This is a genomic window from Colwellia sp. MB02u-10 (assembly GCF_014077185.1).
GTDB lineage: Bacteria > Pseudomonadota > Gammaproteobacteria > Enterobacterales > Alteromonadaceae > Cognaticolwellia.
The window spans coordinates 150,708-165,472 of the sequence record NZ_JACGVK010000132.1 but is presented as its reverse complement, the minus strand read 5'-3'; the positions used below and the strand labels follow the sequence as shown (position 1 = coordinate 165,472).

Genomic DNA, 14,765 nt, shown 5'->3' with positions numbered 1-14,765 from the left:
CAATGCAGTCCAAGGCTCAACCTACATCGAACCCAAGGGTGATAATCTAGGTTGAGGCGATTGTTTTGTAGGTTGGACTTTAGTCCGTCAACCGCACAGCAAGCTATTAAAGAGATGGGCCAACAAATATTTACAGCGTATTATTTTTTGCAGTTGGCATTATTTTAAAACAGTTAAATTTTATTTAACCTGATGGACCAAAGTCAAACCGACATAGAGCCCACAGGTGACAATATAAATTTAGGCAATTGTTTTGTAGGTCGGACTTTAGTCCGACAACCGCACAGCAAGCTATTAACGAGGTGGGGTAACAAACATTTGCAGTTGGCATTATTTTTTTAGTTCACATTTATGCGAAAACAGTTAAATTTCATTTAACCTGATGGACTAAAGTCCAACCTACATAAAGCTTACGGGCGATAATGTAGATTTAGGCAATTATTTTGTAGGTCGGACTTTAGTCCGACAACCGGACAGCAAGCTATTAAAGAGATGGGCCAACAAATATTTACAGCGTATTATTTTTTGCAGTTGGCATTATTCTAAAAGAGTTAAATTTCATTTAACCTGATGGACCAAAGTCCAAACGACATAGAGCCCACAGGTGACAATATAAATTTAGGCAATTGTTTTGTAGGTCGGACTTTAGTCCGACAACCGCACAGCAAGCTATTAACAAGATGGGCCAACAAATATTTACAGCGTATTATTTTTTGCAGTTGGCATTATTTTAAAAACAGTTAAATTTCATTTAACCTGATGGACTAAAGTCCAACCTACATAGAGCCCACAGGTGACAATATAAATTTAAACGATTGTTTTGTAGGTCGGACTTTAGTCCGTCAACCGCACAGCAAGCTATTAACTAAATTGGCCAACGCCAAAGCGTCAATAAATGATAAAACATGGAGGTTTTATGTCATGGTCTGATTTGCGTAAAGGCCGTTATTCGCATGAGCAAGGTGAGTATTTTGTTACTTTCAATACCCTGAACAGAGAACCATATTTTCATGACTTTAATTTGGCCTGTTTGTTTTCTCAGCAAATAATTGTTAATGAAACTAAGCATAATTGTGTATGGCTCACTTGGGTATTAATGCCTGATCATTTTCATGGTTTATTGCGTTTAAATGTTAATGGCTCAACACTACCTAATGTTATTAAGGGTTTAAAGGGAAGTGCTAGCTTTATTCTTAATAAAGAATGTAATCAGCAAAAGCAATTTTGGCAATCATCGTTTTATGATCGTGCTTTAAGGGTTGATGAAAATAGAAAGAATCTAGCTAGATATATTCTTGCCAATCCATTGAGAAAAAGATTAGTGAATAATATTGCTAATTATTCTTTTTGGAATTCAGTATATTTGTAGGCCACGGTTTATATAAAGGTTAAATTTCATTTAACCTTGACGGATTAAAGCCCAACCGACATAGAGCCCATAGGCGACAATATAAATTTAAACAATTGTTTTGTAGATCGGACTTTAGTCCGTCAACTGTTAAGCGGGCTATTAACGAGATAGGGTCACAAACATTTGCAGTTGGCATTATTTTTTATCGTTCGCATAAATGCGAAAACAGTTAAATTTCATTTAACCTGACGGACCAAAGTCCAACCGACATAGAGCCCACAGGCGACAATATAAATTTAAACGATTGTCTTGTAGGTCGGACTTTAGTCCGTCAACCATACAACGAATACAAAACGTAGTAGGATAAAGCCAAACAAATAATCTGAAAGCTATTTTTCTTTAGATCTGACAGCTAAAAACTTCAAACTGACAGCTGCTTTTAAAACCTGATGGACCAAAGTCCAACCGACATAGAGCCCACAGGCGACAACATAAATTTAAACGATTGTCTTGTAGGTCGGACTTTAGTCCGTCAACCATACAGCGAATAAAATAAAGCTTAATATTCAAAACTAAATGGAATTAATAATGTCAAAATATGAAGAAGTACAAAAGCAACTTAAACAAGCACCAAAAGTTTGGCTTGTTACCGGAGTCGCAGGTTTCATTGGCTCAAACCTTCTAGAAACATTATTACTATTAAACCAAAAAGTTATAGGTTTAGACAACTTTGCTACCGGCCACCAACATAACTTAGACGAAGTAAAATCTGAGGTGTCAGCACAGCAATGGCAGAACTTTACTTTCATTAAAGGCGACATTAGAAATTTTGATGACTGTCAGCAAGCCTTAACAATTAACAACCTTAACGTTGACTATGTGTTACATCAAGCAGCACTTGGCTCCGTGCCTCGCTCTATAGCAGATCCTGTTTTAACCAACTCTGCCAACATTACAGGTTTTGTTAATATGTTAACCGCAGCAAAAGACGCCAAAGTAGCCACTTTTGTGTATGCCGCATCAAGCTCTACTTATGGCGATCACCCTGCGTTACCAAAAGTTGAAGCAAATATTGGTAAGCCACTATCACCTTATGCCGTGACTAAATATGTTAATGAACTTTATGCCGATGTATTTAATAAAACCTACGGTTTAAATGCCACTGGTTTACGTTACTTTAATGTATTTGGTAAACGCCAAGACCCTGATGGAGCCTACGCTGCTGTTATTCCTAAATGGACGGCAGCGATGATAGACAACCAAGACTTATTTGTTAATGGTGATGGTGAAACCAGTCGTGATTTTTGTTTTATCGAAAATGCCGTACAAGCCAATATATTAGCGGCCACAGCGAATGAGCAAGGCAAAAACCAAATATATAATGTCGCGCTAGGCGATAGAACAACACTTAACGAATTATTTTCAAGCTTAGTTGCTGCATTAAACACCAATGACGTTAGCTATACTAAAACAGCAATATACCAAGAGTTTAGAGTTGGAGACGTACGCCATTCTCAGGCTGATATATCAAAGGCTAAAGAACTTATCGGTTACCAACCAGAATACCGCATTCAGCAAGGTATAAACAAAGCGATGCCCTGGTACATCAAGTTCTTAACCAAACAAACTTAAACTGTTAACTATTTTTTTACTGAAAGCTGACAGCTAATAACTTAAAGCTACTTCTACTCGTAGGTCGGACTTCAGTCCGACAGCCAAAAAATGAACACATAACGAAAAAGGGCAAAAGCGCAACCAGCCAGTAAACTCAAGAAGGTCAAATATTCATTGTAAATAAAACCAATAAACCACTATTAAAAAATACAAAATTCTTGTTATAATGCGCTTCACGTGAGCATTTAATGTATATTTTCGAACTAATTGCCCTGAGGAATAATAATCAAATGAATGTAAATGCGAGCTATTGTGAAAAGTCATAAATTGCAAGGAAGTACTTCCAAAGAAGTCGACGCAATGAATTCAAACGAATATCATCAGCAAAACCACCTTCCCGAAGACGACGAAATTGACCTTGCAGAGCTTTGGCATGCTATATGGTCAGGCAAACTATTAATTATTGCTATTAGTGGCTTGTTCGCCATTTCATCAATTATCTATGCGATTAATCAACCTAACATATATAAAGCCACAACCCTATTAGCACCAGCAAGCGAGCAAGGTGGCGCCAGTGGCTTATCTAAAATGGCTGGCCAGTTTGGTGGTTTAGCAAGCCTTGCCGGTATTAATCTTGGTGGTGGCGGCACAGATAAAACAGGCCTAGCGCTTGAAGTATTAAAGTCTCGAGTATTTATCGAAAAATTCATCAATAAACACCAGTTATTAGTGCCTTTAATGGCAGCTAAAAATTGGAATGCTAAAACGAATACACTGATATTTAATGACGACATGTATAACGCGACAACTAAAACATGGTTACGAGAAGTTGAAGCGCCAAAACAACCAGAGCCTTCGTCATGGGAAGCCTATAAAGCGTTTAAAGATATTTTAGTGGTGGCAACGGATAAAGAAACAGGCATGATCACCCTAACTATTGAGCATTACTCACCAGAAATTGCCACGCAATGGTTATTATGGCTAGTAAGTGATATTAACGCCGCCATGCGCGAACAAGATAAAACCGAAGCGCAACGTAGTATCGACTATTTATCTACTAAACTGCAAGAAACTCAACTAGCAGACATGCAAACGGTGTTCTATCAGTTAATTGAACAACAAACCAAAACCATCATGTTGGCTGAAGTATCACTAGAATATGTGTTAAAAACTATTGATCCCGCCAATGCGCCAGAAGAAAAAGCCAAACCTAAACGAGCTTTAATTGTTGTGCTAGGTACTATGTTAGGTGGCATTTTATCGGTGTTAATTGTGTTAGTGCGTTACTTTTCTAATAAAGGTAATAACAAAGATGGCATTAACCATTCAAATATCGCTAACCAAGTAGCTGAGCCAATACCAGATTCGACTACTTCTGCCCAATTTTCAGCCGAAGTTACAAGTAAATAGGAGTATATATAATGATAATTGCTGCCTTAACTGCCTTCTGCTTTGCTTTTATTGCAATAAAAGTGTTCAAGCCTATTGCCATTGATGTTGGCTTAGTAGACAAACCGAATGCACGTAAACACCTTTACCGCCATTGCGATATTATTTTTAATAAATGGCAATACGAGCTACTTAAGTTATCTACTAATTTTTGCGACAGCAGCCTTACATTATTTGATTTTCAATTTAGGCTTTTTCAAAAATCACAGCAAATTCAAAAGTTATAGCAAAAAAATATTTATGGGCGATGCCGTAGTATGTTTATCGGCCTAAGTGTTATATGGCTATTAACCATTGGTACGCAAGGCGAAAGCGCCTCGTTTAGGCCAGTAAGCGCATTATGGTTATGTGCCACCGTTGATGGATATGTTGGCTATAGTTATGCGCAGATACCGTAAAGGTAAATCTCCTTTCAAGCCAGACCGAGATCACTTACACCACATATTACAACGTGCAGGTTTGTCTTCACGCCAAACATTAGTGGTTATATCAATCGCTTCGGCACTTATGTCGATATTAGGTGTGTTAGGTGAATATTTTCAAGTACCTGAAAGTATTGAGTTGGCTTTATTTGTGCTGATGTTTATTCTGTATAATAAATATGCTCGTCACTTTAGTTCGAAGTACAACGAATATTTTGTGAACGTATTAGCAGAAATTAAAGTGGTATTACGGCAAGACCGCGGTACCAGTATTTAGTGATGATTGTGCGGATTTTGAATGGTCAAAAAAGTGTCTCAATCACAACAGGACTTGTCTCAGGTGATAAAATTACCTGAGTAGAGATGTTGAAAAAATTCAACATCACATAGTTAATAAACGATAGATAATGCTGAGTAGCAGAAAACTTATTATGATGAAAAAACGTATTTTAACCGTATTCGGTACTCGTCCTGAAGCCATAAAAATGGCACCATTGGTTCATGCGTTAGGGGCCGATGAGCGCTTTGAAGCGAAAGTTTGTGTTACAGCTCAACATAGAGAAATGCTGGATCAAGTATTAGAGCTGTTTGAAATCATCCCTGATTACGATTTGAATCTGATGAAGCCAGGGCAAGATCTCACCGATATTACCTGTGGTATCTTACAAGGGCTAAAACCTGTTCTTGGTGAATTTAAACCGGATTATGTTCTAGTCCACGGTGACACCGCAACAACACTTTCAACAACATTAGCTTCTTATTACCAGCAAATTAAAGTGGGCCATATTGAAGCAGGGCTTCGCACTGGCAATATTTACTCACCTTGGCCAGAAGAAGGCAATCGTAAATTAACCGCAGCTATTGCCGAACTACACTTCGCTCCAACTGAAATTTCAAAGCAAAACTTGCTACAAGAAAATATTGATGCAGACAAAATTATTGTCACCGGTAATACCGTGATTGACGCCTTACTCGACGTGATTGAAAAGCTTGATACCAATATTGAGCTAAAGAACTCACTAGCAGCGCAATTTAAATTTCTAGATGAGAATAAACGCCTAGTACTCATCACCGGGCATCGCCGTGAAAGTTTTGGTGGTGGATTTGAACGCATCTGTGAAGCGATTGCCCAACTGGCAAAAGCATTCCCTGAGGTTGAGTTTGTTTATCCAATGCATTTAAACCCCAATGTACGTGAGCCAGTCAATAGATTACTAGCCAACTTAACTAACGTATTCCTTATCGAGCCATTAGATTATTTGCCGTTCGTATTCTTGATGAATAAAGCGTATGTGCTATTAACTGACTCGGGCGGAATACAAGAAGAAGCGCCATCGTTGGGTAAGCCTGTCCTAGTGATGCGTGATACCACTGAACGCCCCGAGGCTTTGGATGCAGGAACTGTGGAATTAGTCGGAACTGATGTCGAAACCATAGTTAACAAACTATCAAACTTACTCGCTAATGAAGATGCTTATAAAAAAATGAGTTTCGCCCATAACCCCTATGGTGATGGACAAGCGTGTGAACGTATTTGTGATGTATTAGCAAAGTAGAATTTAAATTTTAACGTCATTCCTGTAGTTGTTAAACTGGGGATCTGTAGAGAATAATAAAATGTCTTTTGAAACAATTTCAGTTATTGGTCTTGGTTATATCGGTTTGCCTACCGCCGCTATGTTCGCCTCTCGCAAAAAGAAAGTTATCGGTGTTGATGTTAATCAACATGCTGTCGATACAATCAATAAAGGTCAAATTCACATTGTTGAACCTGACTTAGATATGATTGTTCATGCCGCAGTTACCGAAGGCTACTTAAAAGCTACAACGATTCCTGAGCCAGCGGATGCTTTTTTAATTGCAGTACCAACGCCTTTTTTACCTACCGTAAATAAGAACGACATTCCGGCACCTGATCTGAAATATATAGAATCAGCAGCGAAAGCGATTGCGCCAGTTCTTAAAAAAGGTGATTTAGTCATCCTTGAATCAACTTCTCCTGTTGGCGCAACTGAGCAAATGGCAGAATGGTTAGCACAAGCTAGACCTGATTTAACTTTTCCCCAAACTGAGGGGGAGAATTCTGATATTCGCGTTGCTCATTGTCCCGAACGTGTTTTACCAGGCCATGTGGTACGTGAATTAGTCGAAAATGACCGTGTTATCGGTGGCATGACAGCCAAGTGTTCAGAACTTTCTGTAGAGCTATATCGTACCTTTGTGAAAGGTGATTGTGTTATTACCAATTCGCGTACTGCAGAAATGGCAAAGCTCACAGAAAATAGCTGTCGTGATGTGCAAATTGCATTTGCAAACGAACTTTCTATTATATGTGACGAGTTGGACATTGATGTTTGGGAGCTTATATCACTTGCTAACCGGCATCCTCGTATAAATATATTACAACCTGGACCTGGTGTAGGCGGTCACTGTATTGCAGTAGATCCTTGGTTTATTGTGTCAAGAACACCAGAGCAAGCCAGATTAATTCACACAGCACGGAAAGTTAATGATTCTAAACCCGAATGGGTTATTAATAAAGTTAAATTAGCACTTGCCGATTTTTTACAAGCCCATCCAAATAAAACAGCAAGCGAAGTCCGCATCACTTGTTTTGGTTTAGCTTTTAAACCAGATATTGATGATTTAAGGGAGAGTCCGTCACTAGAGATTGCACAAAAAATTGCTAATATGCATTCTTGCATTGTTAATTTTGTAGAGCCTAATATAAAGTGCCTCCCAAACAACGTGTCTGATAATGCTAAGTTGATAAAATTTGATGAAGCAAAATTTCAAACTGATATCGCTGTCATATTGGTCGATCACCATGAATTTAAGAATCAAGAAAAATTTAATAATAATATAATTATTATCGATACAAAAGGTATTTGGAAATGAATCTTATAAATAACAAAATAGCAATTATTGGGCTAGGTTACGTAGGGTTACCTTTAGCTGTTGAGTTTGGTAAAAAATATCAAGTAATAGGCTTTGATATTAATGAAGCTAGAGTTAATGAATTAAGAATAGGTACAGATAGAACACTGGAAGTCAGTGATGATGAATTGGCAGAGAGCGATTTGGTTTTTTCACATACGGTAGAAAGCTTAAAAAGTGCAAATATTTATATAGTTACAGTACCAACACCAATTAATGAACATAAACAACCAGATCTAACACCACTTATAAAAGCGAGTGAAATGTTAGGGAAAGTAATTGGTAAAGGCGATATCATTATTTATGAGTCCACAGTCTATCCTGGTGCTACAGAGGAAGATTGCATTCCAATGGTTGAAAAAACCTCAGGACTCAAATTTAACAAAGATTTTTTTGCTGGCTACTCACCTGAGCGTATTAACCCAGGTGATAAAGAACATCGAGTAACAAATATATTAAAAGTAACGTCTGGTTCAACACCTGAAATAGCTGAAACGGTAGATCAGTTATATAAATCAATTATTATTGCAGGCACACATAAGGCAAGCTCTATTAAAGTAGCTGAAGCAGCTAAAGTTATCGAAAATACTCAAAGAGATGTAAATATAGCGCTGATTAATGAGCTATCAATTATTTTTAACAAGCTAGATATTGATACGTTAGAAGTTTTGGAAGCTGCGGGAACTAAATGGAATTTTTTACCATTTCGTCCAGGGTTGGTCGGCGGACACTGCATTGGTGTAGATCCTTATTATCTTACTCATAAAGCACAAACGGTTGGTTACCATCCTGAAATGATATTGGCAGGACGTCGTTTAAATGATGGAATGGGAGCCTATGTAGTATCACAGCTGATTAAGCGTATGCTGAAGAATAAAATTCAAGTAGAAGGGGCTAACGTGTTGGTGATGGGGTTAACTTTCAAAGAAAATTGTCCTGACCTTCGTAACACCAAAGTAACTGATATTATAAGCGAGTTAAAAGAATATAATATCAAAGTAGATATAACTGATCCTTGGTGCTCAAATGAACAGGCTCAGCATGAATATGGCCTGTCTTTAGAAGAGGGAACGGCTAATAAATATGATGCAATTATTTTAGCTGTTGCTCATGACCAGTTTAAAGAAATGGGGGTTGATAATATTCGAAAACTGGGTAAGAAAAATCACGTGCTATATGATTTGAAATATATATTACCTAAAAACTCAGTAGACATGAGGTTATAAAATGATCCGTTACGAAGAAATAAAAAAAAAATTACTAGATTTTCCTAAAACCTGGCTTGTAACGGGTGCTGCTGGCTTTATTGGTTCTAACCTACTTGAAACCTTATTGCATTTAAATCAGAAGGTGGTAGGGCTAGACAACTTTGCAACAGGCCACCAACATAACCTTGATGAAGTTAAAGGTTTAGTATCAAGTGAGCAATGGTCTAACTTTCGTTTTATTAAAGGTGATATTCGTAATTCTAGTGATTGTGAAAAAGCATTATTGTTTGATGGTAAAGAAGTGGACTATGTTCTTCATCAAGCTGCACTGGGATCTGTGCCGCGTTCGATTGCAGACCCTATCCTAACAAACTCGGCTAATATAACAGGTTTCTTAAATATGTTAACGGCATCTAAAGAAGCAAGAGTATCCAGTTTTACGTATGCAGCATCTAGTTCTACTTATGGCGACCACCCTGCATTACCAAAAGAGGAAGAAAATATTGGTAATCCTCTATCTCCCTATGCAGTGACTAAATATGTAAATGAGTTATACGCAGGTGTATTTGCTAAAACTTATAACTTTAAAACTATCGGATTACGTTACTTTAATGTCTTTGGCAAGCGTCAAGATCCCAATGGTGCATATGCAGCAGTGATTCCAAAATGGACTTCTAGTATGATAAATAATGAAGAATTATTCATAAATGGAGATGGTGAAACCAGTCGCGATTTTTGTTTTATCGAGAATACAGTCCAAATGAATATATTAGCTGCTACTGCTTCTGATGACTGTAAAGATGAAGTATATAATGTTGCAGTAGGTGATAGAACAACATTGAACGAATTGTTCGATACAATTAAGAAAACTCTTTTATCAAATGATATAGCTGTAGAAACAAAACCAACATATCATGACTTTAGAGTTGGAGATGTGAGGCATTCACAAGCAGATATAACAAAGGCTAAAAATGCTTTAGGCTATGTCCCTGAATTTGTCATTTCGCAGGGTATTGATAAAGCAATGCCTTGGTATTTAACGTTTTTTAAATAGACTCTTTGATTTTAGTTGTTTATAAGGTTTTTATTAAAACTGTAAAGAAAATAGAACATATTTAGAGCCAATAAAAAATTCATCTGATTATATAAGGTTTAATATTTAATGAAAATTGCGATTGTTGGGGCTGGTTGGTATGGCTGCCATATAGCCATATCTCTTTTGCAAAAAGGGGATGATGTAACTGTTTTTGAGCGAAGTGATCGAGCCATTTCGGGTGCGTCAAGATATAATCAGAATAGATTACATCAAGGGTTTCATTATCCTCGTGATTATGAAACAAGAAAACAGTCCATTGAGGGGTTTGATTGGTTTGTCGAGCATTATGGGAATTTGGTTGATGATGTTGACAACAATTATTATGCAGTGGCCGATAAGCTAAGTAATATAGATTTAGAAACTTTTAAGCAAATAATGACGGCTTCTGAATTAAAATATACTGTAGAAGATGGCAGTGAGTTATTTAACAAGTTTAATAATATTTCAGGTTTAGTTAAAACGTCAGAAAAACTAGTTCTAAACCATAAAGCAAGTGCTTATTTTGATGATGTTTTATCAAAGCATCTCAAGTATGATAAGGATATTGAGCTTTCGGATAATAGTGTATTGGAAAACCTAAAGTCTGAATACGACTTTGTTATCGATTGCACTTGGGGAACAGCAAGAAAAATTAAAGGCTTAGATTATTACTACGAACCGTGCATATACTTTTATTATAGAAAAAAAGTAAAAGATAGCTTTGCTTTTACTTTGATGGATGGAAATTTTTTTTCAATCTACCCATACGATGATGATATTTATACTGTTACTTCTGTTTTGAATACGCCAATAGCCCAAGTAGAAAATAGAGATGAAATAGGTTCTAAATTCGATTTAGCTAAAGAAGATAAATACGTAGAAAACAAAAAGAAAGCATTTGAAAAGGAAATAAGTAAATACTATCCCAAATTTCAAGATGATTTTGAGTATGTTGAACCAGTATATAGTTTGAAAACTAAGTTGGTAAGTGGTACTGACTTTAGAGGTTGTATGGTAACAAATGAAGATAACTTAATTAGTGTATTTTCAGGGAAAATAGATACTCTGCACATAGCGGAAATGAAAATAAACCAAATAATAAATAGGGTAAGACCGAACTCATGAATATAGCTTTAGTTGGGTCTAGTTCATTGTTATCGAGATGCTTAATAAAGGACTTAAGTAGTGAGTATATTACGACTTATGGTCGACAAAATGCTGATATCATATTCGATGCAGAGAATATTGAAACAGAAATTATAGAGTCGCTATTTGATCTAGATTATGACGTATATGTTTTTAATCTGGGCTATTTACAGCCAAAAAGGATTAAAGATCAAAGTAGTTCAAATATTATTAAGTCTCTGTCTATTAATGCTCTATTTACCATCAAAAGTTGTGAATATATTTTTGATAACAATCCTAAGGCTCGTATTTTTATAATTGGCTCTGAATCGGGTAAAAAAGGAAGTTTTGATACCTCCTATTTTCTTGCTAAGTCCATGCTCAGGTCATACACTAAGGAGCGTAAATTATCCTTTGAAGATCAACAGCTTTTGCTAGTGTCACCTTCTACGATAGAAGATGGTAAAATGACAAGTAGTAGAAGTGATACAGAGACACTCGAAACTTATAAACAAATTCATCCCAAAAGACGATTTTTGGATAGTTCTGAAGTGTCTCAATTACTTTTTGACCTGATTAAAAACCCTAGTACCTATTTATGTAACACAGAAATAGAACTTAATGGTGGTAAGTTTTCACGAATGTCATATTAAATGACTTACATTAGTATTTAGCTCATAATTGTCCTTTCTCGATTTCCCAAATATGCTCTACAGATAAAAAGCAGTTGATAATCAATTATAGTGGTCAGTTATATGTAACTGTATCAGGGCGAAATCGCGTATTTCATAAAAATGATACAGTATAATAAATAAATTTTGAAATTTATTGGTAGGGGATGATCATATCAGAATCAACACTATTTATTTATCATGTTATAATTTCAATAAATTGAAAGTTCTGAAGGTCACCGACTAGGCGAAAATAGAAAATAGAAAATAGGAATTAGCTGATATTATTTTCTTAACAATAGCGGCTTTTCTTTTTGGTACGAAGCAAGGCCGCTATTAGTATCTTTCGGTAAGCTCAACTTGATTGTTTGAAGGTATACAGGGATTTTAACCATGGCATCCCCACTAGGCACTCTATGGAGCATATTATGTCTTTAAGGCTATAGCCTTGACACTTGTCACAAATTTTTCTTGACTTTTTTATAGATTCTGATCAAATCCTTTTATTTGGGATGATGACGATTTATGGCTATTAGGAGTATACAGCGTTCATGAAAACAGCATGAAGTGCCTTGATATATAAGGGCTAGAATTATATAGCGAGAATTGTAATAAAAAATGGATATAATAAATTAGATATGGGTGATTATAATAATTTAAAGAAAGCTTTTTTGGTTTTACTAGGCGGAACACTCACAGCTTCGATTTTAGGATTTATCAGTATAGGGATGGTTGCAAGAGGGTTAGGTTTAGAAAGTTTTGGTATTTTTGCAATTATTACAAGTTATTTGTTAATAATCGATAAATTAGTTAATTTTCAAAGTTGGCAAGCACTAATAAAATTTGGATCTATCGCTCAAGAGTCCTCCCTGGATGAGCCAGAGAAAAAAATGGAAATTCAAAAAGTATCTGCTTTTTGTTTTTCTATTGATATTTTCACTGCCTTGATAGGTTTCTTGTTAGCAATATTTCTAGCGGCACCACTTTGTAGTTATTTTGAATGGAATAATGATATATATTTTATGATATTAATTTATTCATGCTCTATGTTGTTTAAATTTTCATCATTTGGCATAGGGTTGTTTCGTTTGTTAAATAGACATAGCCTTCAAGCTAAGATTATTGTTATTTCAGCAATCGTAAAGTTTATATTAACGTTTATCGCATTCGTGCTAGAGCAAGGTTTGCTCATTTACCTGATTATCTGGGGGGGAACAGATATTTTATTAAACTTGCTGATTACTTTCTACGCTTTTATATTATTAAATAGTGTAACAGGTTCTAAAAAACCATTTTCAGCAGGCCTTGGTTTTAATAAAAAACTTGTGCACTTTGTGCTTTGGACCAATCTTTCAGGGCTTATTGATCTGCCTGCGAAAGAGTTGGATGTTATGTTTGTTGGTATTCTGACAAGTGAAAAAGAAGCTGGCTTATATAAATTGGCTAAACAAGTTATGGCAATGGTAGGCAGGCTTGTAAGCCCTCTTTACCAATCTATTTATCCAATTCAAGCTAGGAATATTTCAAAGGGAACAATTCAGGCCGCAATAACTTTGACAAATAAAGTTAGCATAAAGCTGTTTTCAGCTTCTGCTGTTGTAATTTTATTAGGGTATTTTGCTTTAGGTGATATTGTAATCTTAATTCTAGGGGAAGGTTACAGAGCACTTATCCCAATTGCATTATTGGCTTTGATTGTAAAGTCGCTTGATGCGATATTCACTTCTTATCACTCCCTATTTATTGCCTTTGGTTATGTTAAGCAAAATGTACTAATTCTATTATTTGCTAATACTTTATTGATTATTGGCTTTTATATAACTATCCCTAAGTGGGGAGTCGATGCTGCATTATATTGCATTGCATTCCAAGCCTTTATTACGCTTATTTTAAAATTAATATATATAAAAAAAAGGAATCTTCATTGTGACTGCTAACATTAATTTTGTTATTCCAAAAAATGGAAAATATGCAAATTATCAAAATTTTAAAGGTGACTTGGATAAGGAGTGGGGATTTATATCAAATGGTCAATGGGCTTGGATTATTCAAACATTTGTCCGATTAAGCGAATATAAAAATAACATTAGATTGACTTCTTCTGAAAGCGCTTTAGAAGACGCTATAAATGTTATATTCGTCGATGATTATGTTAACCTGGAAAAAAAATATACATATTATTGCATCGTGATAATTCTAGACCGTTATGTATATTATCCAGGTGATCTAAATATAATTCAAAACGAAGCCCATAAAATACCATTTTCATCTGCATATATACCACTTTGGAGTCAAGCCGGGCTTATACCTAGGAAAGAAAATTTGCTTACTTCGAATAATTCAGTAAATTTGGGATTCTTTGGTTTAGTCGAAAATTCTGTCGATTTAGTAGCTGCATTAGAACGAAATTTTGGCAATAAAGTGAAAGTTCACGTCAAGGGGCCTAACAACTGGAATGACTATAGGGAGATTGATATTGCAGTCGGCATTAGAGACTTCGATAAAAGGAAGCATATACAAAAACCGCCCACTAAGCTGTTGAATGCCTGGAAGGCAGGTGTGCCATTTATTGGTGGGGCTGATTCTTCCTATGAGCAGGTGGGAATTGATGGAGAAAATTACTTAAAAGCTGATTCTGAGGAGCTCTTTATTGCAGCGGTTAGTAGATTGATTTCTGACCCCTTGCTTAATCACACTTTAGTTAAAAATGGAAGAGAAGCTTTTGAAAATTATACTGATGATAAAATATCTGACCGCTGGGTAAAAGCTCTAGAAGAAGAGTTAATCCATTTTAATCAATGGCAATGTAGTCCACACCCGGCCAAAGCTTTGCAAGTTTTTTCTAAGTATTGTTTTTATAACTATTTACGTGTTAAACGAAAAGCCTTAGTTTTGTTAAATTTATATTAGGTA

Annotated in this window: 13 protein-coding genes; all 13 read left to right on the top strand. The window is 35.9% G+C overall.

Annotated features, from left to right (window positions below; genetic code table 11):
- Window positions 1-916 precede the first annotated feature (916 nt).
- The 13 genes from H4J59_RS14170 to H4J59_RS14110 all read left to right on the top strand — a co-directional run bounded on the left by H4J59_RS14170 (window position 917) and on the right by H4J59_RS14110 (window position 14,762).
- Window positions 917-1,369: an REP-associated tyrosine transposase gene (locus H4J59_RS14170; protein ID WP_182240388.1), complete on the top strand. Its 453-nt coding sequence runs from the start codon at window positions 917-919 to the stop codon at window positions 1,367-1,369.
- Window positions 1,370-1,939: 570 nt separating this feature from the next.
- Window positions 1,940-2,983, top strand: a complete 1,044-nt coding sequence (locus tag H4J59_RS14165; RefSeq protein WP_182240386.1) for an NAD-dependent epimerase/dehydratase family protein — start codon at window positions 1,940-1,942, stop codon at window positions 2,981-2,983.
- A gap of 342 nt (window positions 2,984-3,325) precedes the next feature.
- Window positions 3,326-4,375 carry a Wzz/FepE/Etk N-terminal domain-containing protein gene (locus H4J59_RS14160; RefSeq protein WP_182240384.1) on the top strand — a complete coding sequence of 350 codons (1,050 nt, stop codon included), beginning with the start codon at window positions 3,326-3,328 and terminating at the stop codon, window positions 4,373-4,375.
- 11 nt (window positions 4,376-4,386) lie between these two features.
- Window positions 4,387-4,641: a hypothetical protein gene (locus tag H4J59_RS14155; RefSeq protein ID WP_182240383.1), complete on the top strand. Its 255-nt coding sequence runs from the start codon at window positions 4,387-4,389 to the stop codon at window positions 4,639-4,641.
- 154 nt (window positions 4,642-4,795) lie between these two features.
- Entirely contained in the window at window positions 4,796-5,113 is a 318-nt protein-coding gene (locus tag H4J59_RS14150) for a hypothetical protein (RefSeq protein ID WP_182240381.1), read from the top strand.
- A 154-nt stretch (window positions 5,114-5,267) separates the two neighbouring features.
- A complete protein-coding gene (gene wecB / locus H4J59_RS14145) occupies window positions 5,268-6,392 on the top strand; it encodes a non-hydrolyzing UDP-N-acetylglucosamine 2-epimerase (protein WP_182240379.1) in 1,125 nt (374 codons plus the stop codon).
- A 61-nt stretch (window positions 6,393-6,453) separates the two neighbouring features.
- Window positions 6,454-7,734, top strand: coding sequence for a UDP-N-acetyl-D-mannosamine dehydrogenase (wecC, locus tag H4J59_RS14140; protein WP_182240377.1), 1,281 nt, complete (start codon window positions 6,454-6,456; stop codon window positions 7,732-7,734).
- Window positions 7,731-8,999 carry a Vi polysaccharide biosynthesis UDP-N-acetylglucosamine C-6 dehydrogenase TviB gene (tviB, locus tag H4J59_RS14135; protein WP_182240375.1) on the top strand — a complete coding sequence of 423 codons (1,269 nt, stop codon included), beginning with the start codon at window positions 7,731-7,733 and terminating at the stop codon, window positions 8,997-8,999. Before wecC ends, tviB begins: the two co-directional genes overlap by 4 nt.
- Before the next feature lies 1 nt (window position 9,000).
- A complete protein-coding gene (locus H4J59_RS14130) occupies window positions 9,001-10,035 on the top strand; it encodes an NAD-dependent epimerase/dehydratase family protein (RefSeq protein ID WP_182240373.1) in 1,035 nt (344 codons plus the stop codon).
- A 108-nt stretch (window positions 10,036-10,143) separates the two neighbouring features.
- Window positions 10,144-11,181, top strand: coding sequence for an FAD-dependent oxidoreductase (locus H4J59_RS14125; RefSeq protein WP_182240371.1), 1,038 nt, complete (start codon window positions 10,144-10,146; stop codon window positions 11,179-11,181).
- Entirely contained in the window at window positions 11,178-11,834 is a 657-nt protein-coding gene (locus H4J59_RS14120) for an SDR family NAD(P)-dependent oxidoreductase (RefSeq protein WP_182240370.1), read from the top strand. Before H4J59_RS14125 ends, H4J59_RS14120 begins: the two co-directional genes overlap by 4 nt.
- 656 nt (window positions 11,835-12,490) lie before the next feature.
- Window positions 12,491-13,789 carry a lipopolysaccharide biosynthesis protein gene (locus tag H4J59_RS14115; protein ID WP_182240368.1) on the top strand — a complete coding sequence of 433 codons (1,299 nt, stop codon included), beginning with the start codon at window positions 12,491-12,493 and terminating at the stop codon, window positions 13,787-13,789.
- Window positions 13,779-14,762: a glycosyltransferase gene (locus H4J59_RS14110; protein ID WP_182240366.1), complete on the top strand. Its 984-nt coding sequence runs from the start codon at window positions 13,779-13,781 to the stop codon at window positions 14,760-14,762. Before H4J59_RS14115 ends, H4J59_RS14110 begins: the two co-directional genes overlap by 11 nt.
- Window positions 14,763-14,765 lie beyond the last annotated feature (3 nt).